The sequence below is a fragment of the Calothrix sp. FACHB-168 genome (genome assembly GCF_963889195.1).
GTDB classification, from domain to species: domain Bacteria; phylum Cyanobacteriota; class Cyanobacteriia; order Cyanobacteriales; family Nostocaceae; genus Aulosira; species Aulosira anomala_A.
Map to the genome: position 1 here is coordinate 61,407 of NZ_CAWPNJ010000033.1, position 21,806 is coordinate 83,212.

Consider the following 21,806-nt stretch of genomic DNA (forward strand, 5'->3'; position numbering starts at 1 on the left):
GAGACTTTTCCTGAGCCAGTTAACCTTTACATTCTTCCATTTTCTCCTCAGAAAATCAGCGTTGATTTTCAAATCGCAACTTTAATATGCCAAAGTCGAATTCTGTTGTTGATGTGACAGTTCTGGGAATTATGAACATAGGCATAAAAACTGTAAGTATAGTTTACCTACAGTCATTTTTATGGTACAAATGTACTAAATAATTAGGTTTTATGGTGATGCAACCTCTTCAGCCAGTTAGCGCCGCCGATTTACAAGCATTTTTGGATACACCAGAACAGTTGTTACAGCAGCCAACAGAATTGCAATTAGCTTTTGCTAACTACATTGAAACACCGCGATCGCTCTTAGAAGTCTTAGTTAATAGCACTGATAAGCAAGTATCACAAGCCGCTAGTTTACACGTAAATTATGCGGGAGAAATCACAGAAAATTGGCAAAAGGCGGTAGATACCATCCTGCAACAACAGGAACTAGGGCAAAATGACCGATTAGCTGTAGAATTGCTCAAATTGGGAACTGTACCGCCATGCTTTTTCAGCGAATGGGTTCCCGCAGAAAAGCTCATTCCTGCGTTGCGTAATCCCCATATACCGTTAAAGTATCGCTTACAATTACTCGAACGCTTGGCGCAGGAACCGACTTTAGAACCACGCTTACAAGTTGCAGAATCACCAGAAACACCCTTAGCAGTATTAGAACAACTAGCAGGGGATTTAGAATTACCTATTAGGTTAGCAGTAAAGTTTAACCCCAGTTGTCCACCATCATTAATTGAACTAGTGGAAGGACAATATACCGTTGCATCTGACTGGAATACCGATGCAGAACAATTAGCAATGTTAGCACAAAGCCGTTGGGCTTGGATTCGCTTGGCGGTGGCGCAAAATCCTTGTGCGACAGCAGAAACTTTCATGCAGCTGGCTGGAGATAGGGTATATAAAATTCAGTTAGCAGTGGCGAAGAATCCAGAAACACCCGCAGATGTGTTAGCTGTATTAGCGCAACATCAAGATAAAACAATCCAAGCAACTGTAGCCGAACATCTCAATGCTACCGAAGAGATATTGCATCAATTATTTCCCACTCAGCAGCAGCTTTTAAAAAGAAGGGAAAATTTACCAACTAGTATTTTAGAAAGATTTTTTAATGAAGCAGCAACAGATAAACCTATTTGGAAAAATTCTGAACTGCGGTATTTGTATTTAAATCAACCAAATACACCTACTTGGATTTTAGCTGAGTTAGCGAATGTTGATTTAGAAGTATTGAGAGCAGAGATACTTACTAGAAGTAATTCTTCACCGATTATCAAAACTTTAGAAACATGGATTCAAGATCAGACAATATTTTTAGCTAATGTTGCCAAACATCCCCAAGTTTCAGGGGAAATATTACAGCATTTGGCACAATATCCTAATCCATATATACATCTGGCTGTTGCGCAAAATTCCCAAACCCCTGAAGCCTTGCGAGATATGCTATTACAGCAATTAGCAGTAGGCTCAAATTTAAATATTCGGCTGCAATTGGGAAGTAATCCCCAAACTCCGGTGGCAATTTTAGAACAGCTAGGGGGTGCATCATCTTCCCTCAATATAATGATAGAGATGTTGCAGCAAATTGCCCCAGATGCTACACCATCATTACTTAACCGAATCAAAGAATTTATCGATAACCGCCAGTCACCAGAATTAATTATTTTTTGGCTGCAGCAGGGGGAAGAATTTCGCAACTCTATATTAAAAGAATGGGATAATTTAGTCGAGTCGTTGAATGAATCAGAGAGGCAAACACTGGCATACTTAGCTAGCCAGAAATCATCAATTAAATGGGAAGGGAGATTTACAGCAGAAAGACGCGATCGCTCAGGAAAAAAATCAGTACCTAGCGATTCTCAAGCAGCAGAAAATTATCAGATGCTAGATGGAATATTGCATTTATTGAATAGCTCGTACAACAGCGATCGCAGTAATTTAGAAGTTGTGGCAGCATTATTAGGTAATCCCTCTACACCAGCAACTTTAAGAGAGCGATTGTGGCAACAATCCCAAAAAAGTCCTGACGAATTGGGACGCTATTTAAAAGATGCTAAACTGCGGATGGCACTAGCTCTTAATCCCACTGTACTTGAAGCAGAGCGGAATGAATATTTACAACAATTAATGGCAACAAGCAATAATTTCCGCGAGCAATTAGCTAGACATCTCGCTACACCTGAATACCTACTGAGACGCATCGCTGATGAACGCAAAGAGTATTTATGGCGTACTTTAGCAGAAAATCCCAATACTCCTGCTGATTTATTACTGCGTTTTCTCAATGAAAAAGTTGAGAAAACAGTTTATAGTAGTACCACTATGTTTGACTTAGTGATTGCTCATCCTAACTTACCTGTTTTAGAACGTTATCGATTATTACTAGAGAAAGCAAAAGCGGAAGAAATTACCAAAGCTCATCAATTGATGGCGCGTCGTGCTGATAGTCCTTATGCGTTAGCGCAGATTTTAGAAAAAGGCGATCGCAATTCTAAACTTACCGCCGCACGTAGCAATCAAACCCCTATCCCAGTATTACAACAACTAGCAAAAGATGCAGATGAAGCTATCCGGCAAGCTGTTTCTAAAAATGCCAATTTACCTTTAAATAAATTATTAGAATTTACAAAAGATCCAAGCTTTCATGTACGTTCAAATCTTGCCTATAAACCATTACATAGTAAAATACCTACCCCTATTCAATTATTAGAAATATTGGCACAGGATGAATCACCAATAATCAGAGCCAAAGTTGCAGAACATCCCGATACACCAGTAGAAATATTGGTGCAGTTAGCCAACGATACTAGTCGTGAAGTCAAAACAAAACTAATTGCTAACCCTAACACTCCCGTAACAATTCTGACTCGTTTGGGATTAGAAGAAAATCTCGTAAATCAACGCAATCCCAATACACCAGGAATTGTACTTGCTCAAGCAGTTAAAAGCATGAGTGGGAAAAATCTCGCTGATTTTATTAAACATCCTGTCAAAGGTTCGCAAATGCCGGCGGAAACTTTGGCACAGTTAGCAACTCACACCGATAGTTCGGTGCGTTATCGCGTCGCGTCGCACCCCAACACCCCAGCCACAGTTTTAAGACAGTTAGCGAGAGATTCCTATGTCGCTACAGTTCGCGCTGTCGCCAGTAATCCCAATACATTCCCGGAAACATTGGAAGTACTCGCCAGCCATCCAGATTTTACAACGCGATTGGACGTTGCACGCAATCCTAATACACCGCCTCGCGCACTTTCCCAAATTGTTCAAAGTACCCAAAATTCAGGAAATACTCCAAATCAAACCGTGGATATGCTCAAGAGTGCATTTCCCGGTAATCATAATGATGTGCTGCGTTGCATAGCTGGAAATCCGCGCACACCCATTGAAGCATTAGAAATTTTGGCAAGAAGAGAGTTTTTAGGTGCAACACCAGATCCGCAAGCATTCTTTCCACCTACAACGAATGATGAGATCGTGCGATCGCTTGCATATAATCCCAGCTTAACACCACAACTGCTTGCCATTCTCACTCAAGACCCTAGCGTAGAGGTGCGAGTTTGTTTAGTTCGCCATCCCAATTTAACAGAGGCTTTATGGTTGTGCCTATCTGAAGATACAGCAATATCGGTGCGGGAAGCAGTTGCAGCTGCAAACAACGCACCTGTAAACGTTTTGGAATTATTGGCGCGGGATGAGCAAAGCGAGGTAAAAATTAAAGTAGCGACTAACTCTAATACACCAATTCCTGTTTTAGAACTTTTAGCCAGCGACGAAAACCCCAGTGTCAGAACTGCTGCGGCTAGTAATCCTCGTCTTTCTGAAACAATTCTTGCACAATTAGCAACTGATGAAAAAGTCGAAGTTCGCCGTGCAGTGGCTCAAAATCCTCACACCCCTGCGGCTATCAAACAAACGCTGCGCGATTTAGTTTTTCAACCCAGCAAGCAAACTATCAGTCCCACCTTACGCGGACTTAGCCGTATTTACAACCCCAGCAGCGATGATATAACAAGCATACTTGCAGAATATGCAACTTCCGAAAACGCTTTTGTCCGCTTAGTAACTCTACTCCACCCGCAAACTCCGGCGGAACTCTTGACACAAGCAGCACAATCTGAATATTGGCTAGAACGCTATGCAGTTGCAGATAACCCCGCAACACCAGAAGAACTACGTCAGCAGCTAACTCACGATAGTAATCGCATTGTCAAAGCAGTTGCGATCGCAAATTTATAAATCAAAGATAAATATGAACTTAGAAACCGCAAAAATCTTAGGTACTCTTGAAGTATTAATTGATAAACGCCTTGAGTTTCGTCTGCACAATAATCACCATTCTTCTTTAGAACCTTTCGTTTGGGATATCCAGGAAAAAGGCGATTTTAGTTTACTCAATTTGGGACGCGATCGCAAATGGATAACTCTCACCGATATTGATGTTGCTATCAAAAATTGGCAAGCATTAGAACGGCGCGGTTATTTAAACCCAGATGATTATCCTGATGACTACGAAGATGTTATCGCTCCGGAATTAGCTGATGCAAGAGCAGAAATATATGAGGAATTAGCTGATGCTATTTCAGAAAACCTTCAGAATATCGAGGTTTTCAAATTTAGCCGCATTCCTATGTATTCATTTTATGTTGTGTTAGGTCAAGACCAAGAAAATAATTGGTTTTGTTTTTCTCAAACTGTTGCGAGAGAAACTAAATTGCAAGGAGAAATCAAATATTCTAATTTACCTGATTTAACCATGCAGCCATCTTTAGATGAAAATACAGCTAAATTGAAAGATAAATTTCAGCAAATCATCAATAAATTAGAACCGATTACTATTTATGGTTACTACGGTGGCGGCTATGATTATAGATTTCCACATTATTTAGTTCAAGCAATAAGCGACTCTAGAGAACAAGCAATATTAATCGCTCTCCAACAAGCTGGAATGCTTGATATTGGTAAATTTCACAAATTTGACGTAGAAGCTTTATCTGGGAATTGGGATGAAAATGAAATTGCTGAATTTTACCCACAATATGACAAGATAAATCAATTTCTCACTCAAAAACTTTCTGATATTCAGATGTTGAGATGTAGTTTTTGGAACCTTGAATGTATATATATTCTTGGAACAACAAAGGCTGAAGATTTAGCAGGAATCTATATTGAAAGTAAATTTGATTATAACCCTTAACTGATTTTTACGCGAAGTCAAATTCTGTTCCTGAGACGATAATTTTGGGAATTATGAAGATATGCATAAAAAGTGTGACTGTAGTTTACTGACAGTCATTTTTTATAGTATATATGTACTATTAAGTTGGGTGTGATTATCATGCAACCTCTTCAGCTAGTTAGCGCCGCCGATTTACAAGCATTTTTAGATACACCAGAACAGTTATTACAGCAGCCAACAGAATTGCAATTAGCTGTTGCAAACTACATTGAAACACCGCGATCGCTCTTAGAAATCCTAGTTAATAGCACTGATAAGCAAGTATCACAAGCCGCTAGTTTACACGTAAATTATGCGGGAGAAATCACAGAAAATTGGCAAAAGGCGGTAGATGAAATACTGCAACAACAGGAACTAGGGCAAAATGACCGATTAGCTGTAGAATTGCTCAAATTGGGAACTGTACCGCCATGCTTTTTCAGCGAATGGGTTCCCGCAGAAAAGCTCATTCCTGGGTTGCGTAATCCCCATATACCCTTAAAATATCGCTTACAATTACTCGAACGCTTGGCGCAAGAACCAACTTTAGAACCACGCTTACAAGTTGCAGAATCACCAGAAACACCCTTAGCAGTATTAGAACAACTAGCAGGGGATTTAGAATTACCTATTAGGTTAGCAGTAAAGTTTAACCCCAGTTGTCCACCATCATTAATTGAACTAGTGGAAGGACAATATACCGTTGCATCTGACTGGAATACCGATGCAGAACAATTAGCAATGTTAGCACAAAGCCGTTGGGCTTGGATTCGCTTGGCGGTGGCGCAAAATCCTTGTGCGACAGCAGAAACTTTCATGCAGTTGGCTGGAGATAGGGTATATAAAATTCAGTTAGCAGTGGCGAAGAATCCAGAAACACCCGCACCTGTGTTAGCTGTATTAGCGCAATATCAAAATCAAACAATCGAAGCAACTGTAGCCGAACATCTCAATGCAACGGAAGAGATATTACATCAATTATTTCCCACTCAGCAGCAACTTTTAAAAAGAAGAGAAAATTTACCGACTAGTATTTTAGAAAGATTATTTAATGAAGGGGTAAGAGATAATTATTTATTTTTACAACAACCGCATACACCTACATGGATTTTAGCTGAATTAGCGAATGTTGATTTAGAAGCTTTAAGAGTAGCGAAACGAGCAAAGCATACGCATCTACCATTACCAGAAGTTTTTGAGCAATGGATTAGAGATGATATGAGGTTTTTGGTTGATGTTGCCAAACATCCCCAAGTTTCGCTAGAAATTTTAGAACATTTAATTCAATATCCCCATCCATATATTAAGCTGGCAATTGCCCAAAATTCTCTGATTGATCCAGCGAAAAAAATTGAGCTACTAGAGGATTTAGTTAAAGCTGGAGAAAGGGATGTTCTCAAGCTAATCGCCGCAGATTTGCAAACACCTGTGGCGATTTTAGAACAGATAGTTGAACAGGAATCACCTCAAAATAAATTCCGCTTCAAACTCCGCCGCCTTTTAACTAGAAATCCAGAAGCAGATAACAGAGAATCTGTAGCTGATTTTTGTATGGATGCAATCAGAAAAATTCTGGCTCCCTATCAAATATCAATTGATGTTGAGGAATGGTTTAATTTAATTGAAAGTTATCAATGGACAACATTACTAGAAAATTATACTTATGTTGGCGATTTACAAGGAAGATACCGCCAAGATAAAAGTTTTTACGAACAGGTAAACGAGGAATGGAAACAATTTCTGCCAACTATATCAGAGTCAGAACGACAAAAAATTATCAATAATATATTAGAAATTCCCGATACGCTGGTAGATGTGGTAAAAGACGATCGCACTGTTGCTGTAGCCTTAGTAGGTAATCCTAGTCTACCAGTACCTTTACGAGAAAAATTGCAAAAGCAACTCACTCGTCCTTTAGAAAAATTAAATTCTTACGAAAATGATTGCGATATGCGGATGGCTTTAGCTTATAATCCTCAAGTTCCCGAAGCCGAACGCAAAGAGTATTTTCAGCAACTTCTCTCGACAAATTGGAACGATATTCAAGAAACAATCGCTAGAAATCCTAATACTCCAACAGAAATTATAAACCAATTAATGACTCGTCCTGGTGTCGGTCGTCAAGCAGTTTCTCGCAATCCCAATGCACCTGCTAGTGCATTAGCAGAATTAGCTCAAGATACTAATAGTGCTACGCGAAATTGGGTAGCTGAAAATCCCGGTACGCCGATTAATATTTTACTGCAACTTGCTAAACAACCTTTAGAAAAGACAAGTAATAATGTTGCCAATATTCGAGGAAATATCATCAAAAATCCTCATTTGTCTGCAAGAGAACGCCATCGGATATTATTAGCGATCGCGGAAGAACAAGAAATTACAGAAGCGCATCAATTAATGGCGCGTCGTGCTGATAGTCCTTATGCTTTAGCGCAGGTTTTAGAAAAAGGCGATCGCAATTCTAAAATTACCGCCGCACGTAGTCATAAAACTCCAATTCAAGTATTACAACAACTCGCAAAAGATGCAGATGAAACTGTGCGTTCTGTAGTCTCAGAAAATGCTAATTTACCACTCAGCAATTTATTAGAGTTGACACAAGACTCTAGTTTAAATGTTCGCGCAGGTTTAGCTAGGAAGCGACTGCATAAACCAACTGCTGTAGAAGTACTGCAACATTTAGCTAATGATGAATCAGCACAAATTAGAGCGCAGGTTGCTGCTAATACTGACACTCCAGAGGAATTATTGAGAAAGCTGGCTAATGACTCTAATAAAGAAGTGTGGGAAGCATTGGCGCGTAACCCAAATACACCTGTGGATATTTTAGAATTTTTGGGGGTAGAGAAAGGCGTTGTTAATCCTTGGAATGGGAAAACACCTGCTAAAGCTTTAGCAAAAGCTGTAGAAAATACTTTAAAAATGGACTTCCGATTTCGAGATAAAGCTTTAGATGAACTACTCAAGCCGCGAAATTCCGAAATGCCAGCAGAGATATTGGTAAAATTAGCTAACTACAAAACATCATGGATTCGTTCGGCTGTAGCGCATCATCCCAATACCCCGATTTTTGCCTTAGAACCCTTAATTAATGATGATTATAGCCCCGTTTTGTGGGCGATCGCGCGTCGTGCTGACACTCCCCCCCAATTCCTCGAAAGACTGCTATTAAGGTTTACAGATACAAAAAATCAAGACTACGAACAAATTTGTTATGCAATTTGCGATCGCCGGGAAATTCCCCCCAACCTGTTAGAATTCTTGATGGAAAGTAACCTACAACAGGTTTATCAGGGAATAGCAGCGCAAGCAAATCTCCCACCAACAATTATTGAAAGACTCATGGCGATGTCAAATGAGTCTGTGTTAACTACCCTAGCACGCAATCACAGCCTCAGCGCTGAATTTTTAACCAGACTGGCGCAAAATTCTCATCCTAATATTTGTAGTGCGATCGCCAATCATCCCCACATTACACCAGAAATTTGGCTACAGCTTGCTAACCATGCAGAAGTTAAAGTACGTCAGTTAGTTGCTGCTAACTCAAATACTCCTGTGAATATTCTGGAAATATTAGCCAGCGATACAGATCAAGTTGTCCGTGCAAATGTTGCGAATCATCAGAATTTACCTGTACAGATTTTAGAACAATTAGCACAAGATGAAGAAGCATTTGTTCGTGTAGTCATTGCTAATAATCCACATTCACCAGAAACAATCCTGACACAACTAGCAACTGATGAAAAAATCGAAGTTCGTCGTGCTGTTGCACTTCATCCTCATACCCCTGCGGCTATTAAACAAACGCTGCGCGATTTTGTTATCCAACCCAACACCCAGCAAGCCACGAGTACCACCTTGCGCGGAATCAACCGCATTTACAACCCCAGCAGTGATGACATTACAACCATACTTGCAGAATACGCGAATTCCGAAAACGCCTTTGTTCGCTTAGTAACCTTACTCCATCCCCTAACACCCCCAGAAATATTAACACAAGCAGCACAATCTCAATCTTGGCTAGAACGCTACGCAGTTGCAGATAACCCCGCAACTCCAGCAGAATTACGCCAACAACTTGCGCAAGATAGTAATCGCATTGTTCGTGTAGCAGCTAAAGTTTAGGAGAGCATCCCAATACAAGCAAAAATAGATAAGACTGATGCAAAAACTCTTTTTAACCCTCTTACCTTTGTGTTCTTCCTATCTTCGCGGTTCGTTTATTCAATCTCTCGGTTAGGTTACAATCCCGAATTTGCATAAACTTATATATTTGGAAACATTCCAAATTTAGTTGTGAATAATTGAGGATGTTGCAGATGCCATACAGTGATTTTACACTTGCTAAAGTTCGAGAAGCTTTTCAACTTGTAATTGATGAAAAGCGTAATTTATTCAAAGATGTGTCACCCGTTCAACCTTCCAGCACCTTAACAACTCTTTTAGAAGAATATACTCAACTAGCAACTGCAATTAACACTGAAAAAGCTCGTTCAGAATTACTGATTATGCCAATCCTCACAGAAGTTAGGCGACAGTTAAATTATCAAATTTCGCTGTTTTCTGGCACAGATTTTGATGTGGATGCTAGTAAAGGATTGAATGGATTTTGTGATTTCATCCTCTGTGGTTCTGAAGAACAGTTTTACATAAAAGCGCCTGTGATAACTGTTGTTGAAGCCAAAAATGAAAATATTAAAAGTGGCTTAGGACAATGTATAGCCACTATGGTAGCAGCCCAATTATTCAATCAAAAGAATCAACAAGAAGTCAAGACAATTTATGGAGTTGTCACTAGTGGTACGAACTGGCGATTTTTAATCTTGGAAGGACTAACAGCATACATTGATGCAGTTGAATACTACATTAATGATGTGAATAAAATTTTGGGAATTTTATTACAACCCTTTCAACCTGCTTTACTTACAGCATCTTCCTAAATCAGCAATTTTAGGTGTGTTTCACTTTGATAACACACCTTCAATATACTTAACATTTAATCTCTGAAATTATGCAACCAAAAACAGAACAAATTCTTGCAACAATTCAAGTAATTCTTGATTCTAAATCTGGCTTTCATTTACCCGGACATGAAGATGGCGGATATATTTACCCATTTGTTTGGGATGCAACCGAAAAAGGTGAATTTAATATTCTCAATCTTAGCCTTTCTCAAAATTGGTTAAAACTTACAGATATTGAGAATCCAATCAAGAGTTGGCGGACAATGGATTATGCGACTAATTTTAATAGCTTTGACTTCAAAGAAAACGAACAAACTGATTGGGCTAATAAAATAAAAAGCTTATATCAAATCATAAGGGATAATTTACAAGATTTAGAATCTTTTTTTGTCAAAACTTCCTCTTACTTTCCCTCAGACGATTTAGTTGGTTTAATTGTTGGTAAAACAGCAGATGGAGATTGGGTTGCTGTTTTCCAGACTCTTTATAAAGAAACTAATATTCCCCAAGGACTAATTTCTCGCAATCCTGTGAATTACTCTATCCCTACTCAAGTATTAGGAGAAAATACACTAAATTTAATCTCGCAACTGCAAGCAATTACTTCCGAACTGGGAACAATTAATTTAAACGGAGATTTTGGCGGCGGTTATTACTATAGTTACGATTATCAAATTGTCTATAGCGCTGCTGAAACCAAAGAAGCTGCAATTACACAATCTCTCCAAGCTTCAGGAATGTTAGAAATTAGTCAATTTAACAATTTCTATTCCAAGCAAGAAGATTTATACGATTGGTATAGCGATTCTGAAGCTGAATATGCAAAACACAATAAATTAAATCAATTTCTCAAATCTAATTTTGCAAAAGTAATGATGTACAGATTTAGTTTTTGGACTCAGGAAAATATCTACCTTATTGGTGAAACTACTAGTGGCGATTGGACAGGTGTATATATCAAGAGTGAATTTGTCTATAATCCATAATTTTGAATTTAACATTTAACTAAAATAACCTATGCACGCTGAAACAGAAAAATTGCTGGGTACATTAGAAATCCTCTGTTCTAATGCTTTTATTTGGGAAACTATCTACCAAGGAGAATTTAACCTATGGAATTTGATGATTTCTCAAAGATTTGTCAACCTAACCGACATAGAACTCGCTTTTGAACATTGGCAAAATATTGAGGAATGGGGAACGCCTACAAATCAAAAAGAATATGGTGAGTATGCTCCAACTCGTTCCGAACGCAAAAACAATAACTGGAATGAAACTATTGCTGCTGAACGCCAAGAATATTATCAAAAAATTCAGCATATCCTGACTAACAATTGTCAAAATTTACAAGCTTATAGTTTATCTATCCTCAAATCAAACCATCAAAGTTTTGAATGGAGACACCCTGATTTTTCTGTATCAATACTAGTAGCTGAAACTAAAAATAATAACTGGTTATGTCTTGCGCCTACTGTTCCCGATCAAGTCAGCTATAATCGCCGTAAAATAAACCCACCCACAACGAAAATTTTCCGTGAAAAATCAGCAACTTTAACTGATGAAAGTTTAATAACCGAAGTTCAATTATTTCTCGATCATCTCACACCAATTACCATTTACGGCTACTATCACGGCGGATATAACTATACTTATGAACATCACCTTGTAGGTGCATACGCCAAAACTAAAATATCTGCAATTGAACTTGCATTGCAAGCCGCAGCAATGGTAGTAATAGAAAAGCCAACGGTTGAGTATGCTAGCGATGCTGACAATAGCCGCAAACTCAGCCGATTTATGAACCAGTGTTTGCGCGATCGCACTCTCTACAATATCAGTTTTTGGGATCTGGGTTACACCTACGAAGTTGGACAAACCCCACCCGGTGATTGGATTGGCGTTCGTTCCACCAGTGAATTTGAATATAATCCTTAGCAGTTAGTCTTTTAAACCCGCGATCGCACTACTATATATTGTCATAAACCGATTTTGTTCTAAAGGTGCGTCATGATTCCAGGTTCCCACAACACAATATTGCTTTCCATTCTTCGCTTTGAGCCAAGTTGTCAAATTTAGCACCCCGGATTCTGAACCACCTTTAAAAGCTACTCGTTCCCAATCTTCCGCATTCGCTACCCCAGGATTGATACTCATTAACGGTAAATCAGCAACTTGCTCTATCAAACTACAAAGTTCTCGCGCCGTAAAAAACCACTCAATATCTAAAGCTACTGGGTTTCCCGTAAATTCACTAACATCTGGTAAGGATTGTTGAGCTAGGGATTGTAAAATTTCGCGTTTTTCCTCTACATTACTATTACGATAGCGTTTTAGTAACTCTTGGTTCTTAGAACTTTTGAGGATAAACAATTCACGAGTAGTCAGCAAAGGAACGTTGCGCGGTGTAATCTTTTCTATTGTTGGTCTGCCGATGATATTAATTAAAGCATCAGTGGCAGTATTGTCACTTTGAGAAATCATCAAAGCCGATAATGTCTGCAAAGTTAACAATGAACCATCCGGCCAGGTTTGTAAAATACCAGATGGCAGACTCTTCCATTCTGATTTTAACTCGACAACATCCCCCCACGATCGCTCTTTGGCAGAAATTTGCGATTTTAGCGCTTGCAGAACTGCTAACTTAAACGCCGAACCCACAGCCAGAGGAGTATCAGCATTTAACGCCGCGCGTTCTGTTTTCCCTTCGAGAACCAGAAAACCCACCTTACCCGGTAAAGTTTTCAATTCGGCGATCGCTTCTTTTAAATCTTGGGAGTTAGCTACAGGCGGTTGAAAAAATAGCATGGCAATTTTACCATTGCTATCGAGGCCGATTTGCGTCGGTACATAACCACGCGCAAACACAACTCTGTAATTTTTACCTTGTTCTTCTACTTTTTGATAATCGCCTAATCCTTGTTTTAAACTAGAGATAATTTGCTCAATCTGAGAGATAGGCACATGCGCTAAAAACTCAGAACTAAACCAATCAGCTTGCACTTTTTCACTAGTTAATAGTCTTTCTAACGCCGCTTTATTCATAGCAGATTGTTTCGGTAATTGTACTTGGACAATTGGTAATGAATTTTGCTCTATGGGTTTTATTAATACACCATTTGATGAAAGCAAACTGGCTGTTAATAATACAGTTGCAAATAACATATTCTGAAGGAAAGCCAAGTATAAATTTAAATTTTAGTTGAGCCTCTCAATAGTCATCAGTCATTGGTCATTGGTTAAAAATTCTCAACTGTGGACTATTGACTATTGACTATTGACTCTTGACAATCCTAACCTTTATCCCTTGTACCAGTTGCGTAAGTTTTATAATTCTTAGAAGATTTTCATCTTGCTATCAGGGTTAATTCAGAGCGATCGCTCATAATACCAAATAAGCAAGTTAAAATCCCCACCCATAAGGAAGATGAGGAAAACAACTGACAATTGTACAGACGCGATTCATCGCGTCTCTGACCAATGAAAAATCGGCGCTATTTTTTAGAAGCTAGTACAGTAATTGTAGGTACAGCATTTTTATCAAAATATTTCACCAGGAAATCAGAAGTTATGACAGCTGCAAAAAATGAATTTGAAATCACTAAAACAGAAGAAGAATGGCGCAAAACCTTGACACCAGAACAGTTTCATGTATTACGTAAACACGGTACTGAACGCGCTGGTACTAGTCCTTTAGATAAGCAATATGCAGCAGGGACTTATGTATGTGCTGGCTGTGATTTACCCCTATTTACTTCTGAAACTAAATTTAATAGTGGTACAGGCTGGCCTAGTTTTTACGCACCGATTGAAGACGCGATCGCCACATCGGTAGATAAGTCATTTTTTATGACCAGAGTAGAAGTCCATTGTCATCGCTGTGGCGGACACTTAGGCCATGTCTTTAATGACGGGCCTGCACCTACTGGTAAGCGCTACTGTATGAATGGTGCGGCTTTAAAGTTTATTGCTAGTTGAGCAATAATTTAAATCGCCAAAACCATCAGCTGTTTGCAGCTGATGGTTCACCCAAAGCAGCTATCAACTGTAACTGCTTAGACATTAAATAGCGCACTTCTTCATCGGTAGTTTGCGAGAAATCTTCATACCAGACGCCAACTGCATACATCTGCTCTGGCATCTTTAAGCACACAACTTCGTCTACTTTTTCGCTGATTTTTTCGCAGGTATCCGGCGGAGCAACAGGAACTGCAACAACTATCCGGTGAGGTTCTTGCTGTTTTAATAAAGTAATAGCAGCCAGCATAGTTGAACCAGTAGCAATACCGTCATCAACTAAAATAACGGTACGATTTTTAACATTTAACGGAGGGCGATCGCCACGATAAACGCGATCGCGGCGCTGCAATTCCTGCCATTCATCAGCTGCTACTTGGTTAATTGTCTGACTAGTAATAGCCAAAGAATTAATGACATCGGAATTTAAAACGCGAATTCCTCCCGAAGTAATAGCACCCATTGCTAATTCTTGATGACCAGGTACACCAATTTTTCTGACTATACAAATATCTAATGGTGCATCTAACGCCTTTGCCACTTCATAGGCTACCGGTACACCCCCACGAGGCAAACCTAAAACCAACAAATCTTTACAGTCAGCATAAGCTGTTAGTTCTCTGGCTAACAACTTACCAGCCTCAGTCCGGGTACGGAACTTGATAGACATAATTTTACCTCCATCAGGTGAGAGCGACGCATCGCTTAATTCTGTGGAACATACAGAAGGCTTGCCGATTCTACTCTCTTTGCTCGATTGCCTAGCTATAGCCATTAGTAATCAAGCTGCTAATGTTTCTGGTAATTATCTATCAAATTCTGAAAATATATCTCCTGCTGTGGGCTGTTATTATACTACCTGAATTACCAGTACCTATTTGCCGATGACACACAGAGAAACTTGTGAGTATTAACGACACCTTGCTGATGACTTAAAAAAGAAAGTGAATGAATGCTCTCAATTTCATTTTACTCAGGAATTCGGTGTCAAGCCTCAAGATTGAGCCTAAAGGCTTTGGAGCTTTGCAAACACTAGCCCCTAGCCCCTAGTCCCTAGGCTCTTCTAGCCCCTAACCCCTAAGCTAAAGCAGGAAATTTTTCTCCGTCAGATTACTACTGTTGAAGTTAGTCAACGTCAGCAATGTTTGAAATTGATTGGCGCTGAGACTACCATCGGAATCAATCCTCACAACTGTATGCGAACCAACCTGCTCTTTTCTGATATATGCCTGATAAGGATTAGAACTATTAAAGTTGGCACCACTCATAATTTTGCGCAGATCGATTGTGTCTTTTGCAGCTTCAAAATATTGAATTTTATCGCCTCCTTCGGAAACACTGTTATAGACAAATCGGTCGTTACCGCCTACACCACTTAAGATATCGACACCTTTACCACCTCTCAAGACATCGTTACCTTCGCCACCTTGAATGATATCGTTACTAGAACCTCCTGTAAGGATATCGTGACCATCACCACCTTGAATGATATTGCTGCGAGAACTGCCATTAATCGTGTCATTACCTCTAGTACCGCGTAAGAGGTTCGGGCCAGACATACTTATATTCATAGCTGTTAATTTCATTTGAGAAGATATCTCAAAAGCACCAACATCTGGTTTACTATCTCGCGCCATTCCTGTAGCATCAATTGTGGGGATAATACCACCAGTCTTCCCAGAATTAATGGCGGGGCTACCAGCTAACAGAGGATGCAATAAAGAATTACCAACTTTTTGTAAAGGCCCGAGAAGCGGATCGACAATCCGACTACCGGCTACAACTCTTCTACCTCGTGAAGGGGCGGGAAATTCAATGTTTCCACCACCATCTTGGAGTTGATAGCCAACTTGTTGTTGCGATAAATCTACAGCTTTATTATTAGCCACAATCGAGTTGGTTAAAGTTACAGGCGCAGCTGGATCGTTAATCCAAACGGCTCCACAAGCTCGTCCGGCATAGTTATTCACGATGGTGGAATTAATAATATTCACAGGGGTGGATTTGTCGCTATTCAAAAGCATTGCGCCACCAGCACCTGTGAGTGTTTTATTGCCGGAAAAGGTGCTATTGATAATATTTTTCTCTGAACCACCATCTAACCACACACCACCTCCTTGTTTCTCTGCGGTGTTATTGGCAAAGGTGACGTTGCGAATTGTGAGTGCGCTATTACCTCGCAACCCACCGCCTCTGGCAATTCCTTTCGCATTCTTGCTAGCTGTGTTACCAACAACGGTGCTATTTTCTAGGAGAATTTGGTCTTTTGCGTAACCATAAAGCAAGAGTGCGCCGCCTTCTCCTTGGGCTTGATTGTTTTCAAATCGACTACCACGGATACTGATTACACCACCGACAGAGGAGCCAGATCCTACTGCATTAGCGCCATCGGTACAGATTGCACCACCGCCCAAATCACCTGCTGAACTATTATTGCGGAAAACTGAGTTTTCTACAGTCAATCCACCCAGCAGACTATAAATTGCACCGCCATTGACTCCCTTATTATTAGTAAATTCACAACCTCTGACAGTCAGATCGCCAGAACCAAAGGTAGAAATTGCGCCACTGCTATGTCCAGATTTGGTTACAGTACCATCATTTTTATCAAAGTTGCTGTTGATGACTGTAGCTTTAGCGCTGTAACCGACAAAGATAGCTCCGCCTTTACCGCCACGATTATTATTGAATTTACAGTTCTCGACTATCAGCGAACCGTATTGACCAACCTTAATACCACCGCCAGCGTCATTAGTATAACCGTCAGCAATCGTCAGGTTTTGCACTTTCGCATCAACATGTCTGTCAATATTTAGTACTCTTTTTGTACCGTCACCGCTAATTTTTAAGTTTGCTGCTCCCGAACCATCAATTGTCAAATTCTTGGTGATGCTAATTTCCCCGCTTGTGAGTTTAATGACTTTATTAGCAAGGTTAGAGGAAAATTTGATGGTATCTCCTGCTTTTGCAGAAGCGATCGCATTGCGCAAAGAACCGACACCGCTATCAGAGGCTGTAGTTACGTTAATAATTGTCATGCTTTGAATTCCCGTAAATAAATAAGGTTTTCAGTCCGACTTTTGCCTAGAATCACCACTTCTGTGATTCACCACTAGTCGAGATGATGGGATTCAGAGCACCCTGCTGTGATGACTTTTCTGATTTCAATTTGATATTGAGGAATTAGTGACGATATTCAGTCGGATATTCCTCTTTTTTTTAGATGCAACAATTTATCGCTGTTTCGATTGATTTAAATCAACAGCATTCAGTTCATGCAAACGTTATAACTTCAGCCAAACTTTATTCGCTATAGCAATTTTACTTAGATTATAGTTATAAGTTTAACTTTATCTAGTAGTTTTGCCCGGACGAATTTACTTTAGACAGATGTTACACAATTTGTCATCTTTATGCAACCTTTATAAAAAAAATATTTGATTTTTTGTTAGCTCAAGTTGATATTGATAAGTAATTGCAAACAAAATCAAGCAAAAGTTGATAACAAGTTCTTGTTTAATGAAAGCCTCGGATTATAGAAATATTTCTCGAAAAAATTACTGCTGTGTTTGCTAATTTTGCTTCAAAGTATGCTAACACATCAAAAATACTGCTGCAATTGAATTGATATTCACAATTAAACCTCGTTCATTTTGAAACCAGGAGTAGTGCGGGCAGCGTTCGACTGAGCGCTCACGCCGAAGTCTTGCCCGCTACTACTAACAGGGAGCAAGATGCTCCCACTACTTTTAAAACTATGGTTCTCAAAATAGATGTGGTTTAATTATAAAAATAGCCAAAAACAACAAAAAATCTGATATTACGGCATAAATATTGTTAGCTGTACTGCATTAATTCCAGGTAAATATGCTCTAAACGTACAGGCTGACGGGCGATGGAATTAATAGCTATACCATCAAACCGGGCGATAATTTCCTTTAAATCCAGAGATTCCGGTAACCAGAAAGCCAAATCACTACCATAACGCCTATGGGTAAAACCATATTCTTTGGCTCTTGCGATCGCTTGTTCTTCAGACTCAGTTTGCACTAATATAATTTCTTCGGCGGGAATTAATTTTCTTAATTCTGCTAAACTACCCTCAGCTAATATTTGACCATGTTTTAAAACGCCAATGCGCTGACAAAGGCGTTCAGCTTCCTCTAATAAGTGAGTTGTCAGTAAAACCGTAATTCCTTGATTTTTCAATTGGCGGATTAACTCCCATATTTCGTATCTCGCCTCAATATCTAACCCGGTTGTTGGTTCATCCAAAATTACTAACTGTGGTTGATGTACTAAAGCTACTGCAATATTTAACCGTCTTTGCATTCCACCACTAAGCGTTTCTACTGGTTGTTTTGCTCTATCTAATAAATTTACAGATGCTAAGGTATCTAAAATACGTTGCTGAAGTTCTTTTCGATTCAATCCATAAATATCCGCAAAAAATTTCAGGTTTTCGGCACAAGAGAGACTTTTATAAAGTAAATTTTCTTGCGGTGCTACACCGATAATTTTTTTCGTCGCTGCGGAAACCGATTGCTGATTAATTTTAATTTCCCCATCATCAGCTTGCAGTAAATTACAAATAATATTAATCGTAGTTGTTTTACCAGAGCCATTTGCACCAATTAAGCCATAAATTTCTCCAGAATTGATTTGCAAGTTCAAATTTTTCAGAACTTGTCTTTTACCATAGGATTTATTTAAGTTTTGAATTGTCAGCATAGATTATAAATGGGCATGGGGCATGGGGCATTGGGCATTGGTTAAGAGGTTGTTTGAAAAGTTTTTGGCTGTACCTTTTCACTTATTTATCCCCCCTACCCCCCTTAAAAAAGGGGGGAAACTTCTCAAAGTCCACGGCAGTTGCTTCAAGTCGGGAAACCCGCCCAACGCACTGCCTCCCCTTTTAAAGGGGGATTTAGGGGGATCTAAAACGTTTTACTACCAACGATAGGACTTTTAAAACATCCTCTAAAATATATTTTTATAATCGCCTTTCTACAATTAACATGCGGTGATAAGATAGCCATCCACAGAAGAGCATGAGCAAGGCGAAAATTAGTAAAAACCAAAAGTGTGAGCTAATATCCCTAATTGTTTCGCCCTTAGCAGAAATTGCTACCATAGCTTCATTCATGTGATATATAGGATTATATTTAGCAATATTAATTAAAGTTGGCGGAAAAAGCGCAGCAGGTAAAAATGCTCCGCCAAGAATTAACAAAGGTACGCCAAAAGCTGCGATGAGTGAATTAACATCTTCAATCCGCCTTGCTAATTGTGTACCTAAAATAAAACCTAAGCCAACATAAGCAATAATCGTCATGAAAATCACGATTAATCCTAATAAAATAGATCCCTTAAAAGTCGCACCCCAAAAAGCAGCAATAGTATAAATTAAAACTGCTTGTCCTAACCCAATGCAACTATGGGCGAGAAAAATTCCTAAAAAATAAGAAATACCGCTTAAGGGAGAGAGAAATAAGCGTTTAAGGGTTCGCTGTTCTCTTTCTGCAACTACCGTAGCAACAGTTCCACCTAAACAGCTAAAAAACATTGCTGCCCCTACCAAAGTTGAGGGTGCAGCATATTCAAAAGCCGTATTTATCGGCAATTCTGCCCGTTCTGCTAAAATCAATCCACTGAGCATTAACACCGAAATCGGAAAAATAATCCAAAAAATTAAGCTGCGTCTGCGGCGCAATAATTCAATTAAAATACGCTGAGTTACAGCGATAATTTCCCGGCAATATTTCATAAATATATTTATATACATAATATATTTAATATCATTATTCTTCTCTTTTGGAGACAACTACCTCCACAGGGCGTAAAATTTTATCACCTAGACGAAACCCCCGGCGAACAATTCTTGTAATTGTCTGATTTTCTAAATCATTACGAACTTCAATATCAACAACTTTACAATAGCGAAAATCTGGATAATTATCTTGAAAATCTATGATTTGAATTTCTTGCTTTTCTAGTATTTGCAGCAGCCGATTTTCAATATCAGCAATTGTTTTAAGTAAATAATCGTCATCTGGCTCTAAATACGCTAGATTATCGCACATGTAATTTTGTAAATATTCTAACGCATCAAAAAAATCGATTAATTCTAAAAATAATTCTTCAACTTCTGCATTAAATTGCTGTTGTTGCTCTTGGATAGTTTGTTTTAAGTTAAACTGTATTTTTAAAAGCGAGCTAATTTCTTGTAAAATATGCTTTCTTTCACCCTCACTTAATCTCAATCTTTCTTTTTTTTTAATCATGTTTTTGGTTATAATTTTATTAAGATTAATTTAAATTCGCGATTAATTTGGTCTCTGCTTCAGATATGAGCGATCGCGTCTGTAAATGCACTGAATTTCTGTAAAAATTTTAAATTATTTCCGCCATTTCCGGGAAATCTGTCTTAGTCAGCTAGAGGAGAACACAACGCTGCAAGCTTAACCATTGTAAAAATTAGATTTAGATCTATCCAAGATTCCCGAATAATGATACAAAAGTATTACTATTGAAGAAGATCGCGAGCAAGAAAGACGCGATTAATCTCGTCTCTCTTGACCACTGACTGTTGACTACTGATACACTTGTTTAGCAAACCACTTTGATAGCCCAAAACGATGAAAGCATCTGCTAAGTTCGACTTTGAAGACGAAAAATTTAATGCACCGCCTTCTCAAGTCATCCCCTGGTGTCAGATGATTAATCCTCGGTATGGCACAGATGGTATCCAATCTTACGGTTTGGCAATTAAACTTGATAATGCGCAGGCTGTAGGCTTTCAACCAGATGATAATTGGCAACAGGTAGAGCATGAATTTAGCTCTGGAGTAGAAACTATATATATTACTCCTACTCCCAATTTAGTAATAGTCAGGCGCGGCCCGTTATCGGTTAAAGATAGAGAAACTGGGTTAAAATTGGGTACGCTTAAAGATAATTACGATGCTTTTTTAGCCGATAAACTTAAGTTTAAAACCTTTACTCGCTATTTAATTTTTATAGTTGGAGAAGATAAAAAATTCCTGCATCATACGCCATTACAATTAACTTTAAATGGTGCAGCCGGGGCAAGTTTTAGTAAAACCTATTGCGAATATCAGCAAGGTAAGATTGTAAGCGGTTTCGTGTCTGAATTAGAACGAGCTTATGCAGGATACAGAAAGCAACCTGTGACTCCAAAAGGACAGTTATTCCATGCTCACGGGATTTTTTCACCAATAATTGAATGTGAAGAAAGGGGTATTGAACCTAATACTGTATTAGTAGCTTCTACTGTAGATTTTAAACATCCAACAGTATCCACATTAACGCAATATCTCATAGCTTCTGATTCGCCTGAATCTACGATAATTTGTAAGACTTTTGAAGATTACAAAGAATTTGGTAAGGAAGCCGTGAAAATAGAAACACCTAAAATCGAAATGGCAGGGGTTTCTAGTTCCTATATTTACGCTGATGAGGATGATTTTGGTTATCCGCCCTATTAGAGGGACAAGGAAGACAAGGAGGACAAGGGGGACAAGGAATTTTAGATTTTAGATTTGCGATTTT

General features: G+C 39.0%; 14 protein-coding genes. 8 read left to right on the forward strand and 6 right to left on the reverse strand.

What is annotated here, in order from left to right; all coding sequences use genetic code 11:
* Positions 1 to 212 precede the first annotated feature (212 nt).
* The 6 genes from AACW45_RS20730 to AACW45_RS20755 all read left to right on the forward strand — a co-directional run bounded on the left by AACW45_RS20730 (position 213) and on the right by AACW45_RS20755 (position 12,155).
* Positions 213 to 4,277 (forward strand): hypothetical protein, encoded by a 4,065-nt coding sequence (locus AACW45_RS20730; protein WP_190634366.1) that lies wholly within the window; start codon positions 213 to 215, stop codon positions 4,275 to 4,277.
* A 13-nt stretch (positions 4,278 to 4,290) separates the two neighbouring features.
* Positions 4,291 to 5,235: a nuclease A inhibitor family protein gene (locus AACW45_RS20735; protein ID WP_190634368.1), complete on the forward strand. Its 945-nt coding sequence runs from the start codon at positions 4,291 to 4,293 to the stop codon at positions 5,233 to 5,235.
* A gap of 141 nt (positions 5,236 to 5,376) precedes the next feature.
* Positions 5,377 to 9,381 (forward strand): hypothetical protein, encoded by a 4,005-nt coding sequence (locus AACW45_RS20740; RefSeq protein ID WP_190634370.1) that lies wholly within the window; start codon positions 5,377 to 5,379, stop codon positions 9,379 to 9,381.
* A gap of 194 nt (positions 9,382 to 9,575) precedes the next feature.
* Positions 9,576 to 10,196 (forward strand): hypothetical protein, encoded by a 621-nt coding sequence (locus AACW45_RS20745; protein ID WP_190634372.1) that lies wholly within the window; start codon positions 9,576 to 9,578, stop codon positions 10,194 to 10,196.
* A gap of 71 nt (positions 10,197 to 10,267) precedes the next feature.
* Complete coding sequence (locus tag AACW45_RS20750) at positions 10,268 to 11,206, forward strand: nuclease A inhibitor family protein (RefSeq protein ID WP_190634374.1); 939 nt, start codon at positions 10,268 to 10,270, stop codon at positions 11,204 to 11,206.
* 31 nt (positions 11,207 to 11,237) lie between these two features.
* On the forward strand, positions 11,238 to 12,155 hold the full coding sequence (locus tag AACW45_RS20755; RefSeq protein ID WP_190634375.1) for a hypothetical protein: 918 nt from the start codon (positions 11,238 to 11,240) through the stop codon (positions 12,153 to 12,155).
* Between the two features lie 3 nt (positions 12,156 to 12,158).
* Here the strand turns inward: AACW45_RS20755 and AACW45_RS20760 are convergent, their stop codons facing one another.
* Complete coding sequence (locus AACW45_RS20760) at positions 12,159 to 13,382, reverse strand: serine hydrolase (protein ID WP_190634377.1); 1,224 nt, start codon at positions 13,380 to 13,382, stop codon at positions 12,159 to 12,161.
* A gap of 315 nt (positions 13,383 to 13,697) precedes the next feature.
* Here AACW45_RS20760 and msrB point away from each other — a divergent pair, with 315 nt between their 5' ends.
* A complete protein-coding gene (gene msrB, locus AACW45_RS20765) occupies positions 13,698 to 14,195 on the forward strand; it encodes a peptide-methionine (R)-S-oxide reductase MsrB (protein WP_190634379.1) in 498 nt (165 codons plus the stop codon).
* A gap of 25 nt (positions 14,196 to 14,220) precedes the next feature.
* On the opposite strand, the gene AACW45_RS20770 is transcribed toward msrB, so the two are convergent.
* The 5 genes from AACW45_RS20770 to AACW45_RS20790 form a co-directional block, all read right to left on the reverse strand.
* On the reverse strand, positions 14,221 to 14,904 hold the full coding sequence (locus tag AACW45_RS20770; protein ID WP_190634381.1) for a phosphoribosyltransferase: 684 nt from the start codon (positions 14,902 to 14,904) through the stop codon (positions 14,221 to 14,223).
* Between the two features lie 412 nt (positions 14,905 to 15,316).
* Positions 15,317 to 17,272, reverse strand: a complete 1,956-nt coding sequence (locus tag AACW45_RS20775; protein WP_190634383.1) for a right-handed parallel beta-helix repeat-containing protein — start codon at positions 17,270 to 17,272, stop codon at positions 15,317 to 15,319.
* Between the two features lie 799 nt (positions 17,273 to 18,071).
* Entirely contained in the window at positions 18,072 to 18,965 is an 894-nt protein-coding gene (locus tag AACW45_RS20780; RefSeq protein WP_190634385.1) for an ABC transporter ATP-binding protein, read from the reverse strand.
* Between the two features lie 262 nt (positions 18,966 to 19,227).
* Complete coding sequence (locus AACW45_RS20785) at positions 19,228 to 20,001, reverse strand: ABC transporter permease (protein WP_190634387.1); 774 nt, start codon at positions 19,999 to 20,001, stop codon at positions 19,228 to 19,230.
* Positions 20,002 to 20,035: 34 nt separating this feature from the next.
* The gene (locus AACW45_RS20790) at positions 20,036 to 20,518 is read right to left on the reverse strand and encodes a nucleotide exchange factor GrpE (protein ID WP_190634389.1); all 483 of its coding nucleotides are present in this window, start codon (positions 20,516 to 20,518) and stop codon (positions 20,036 to 20,038) included.
* A gap of 354 nt (positions 20,519 to 20,872) precedes the next feature.
* On the opposite strand from AACW45_RS20790, the gene AACW45_RS20795 reads away from it, so the two are divergent.
* Positions 20,873 to 21,742 carry a DUF5895 domain-containing protein gene (locus AACW45_RS20795; RefSeq protein ID WP_190634391.1) on the forward strand — a complete coding sequence of 290 codons (870 nt, stop codon included), beginning with the start codon at positions 20,873 to 20,875 and terminating at the stop codon, positions 21,740 to 21,742.
* Positions 21,743 to 21,806: the final 64 nt, after the last annotated feature.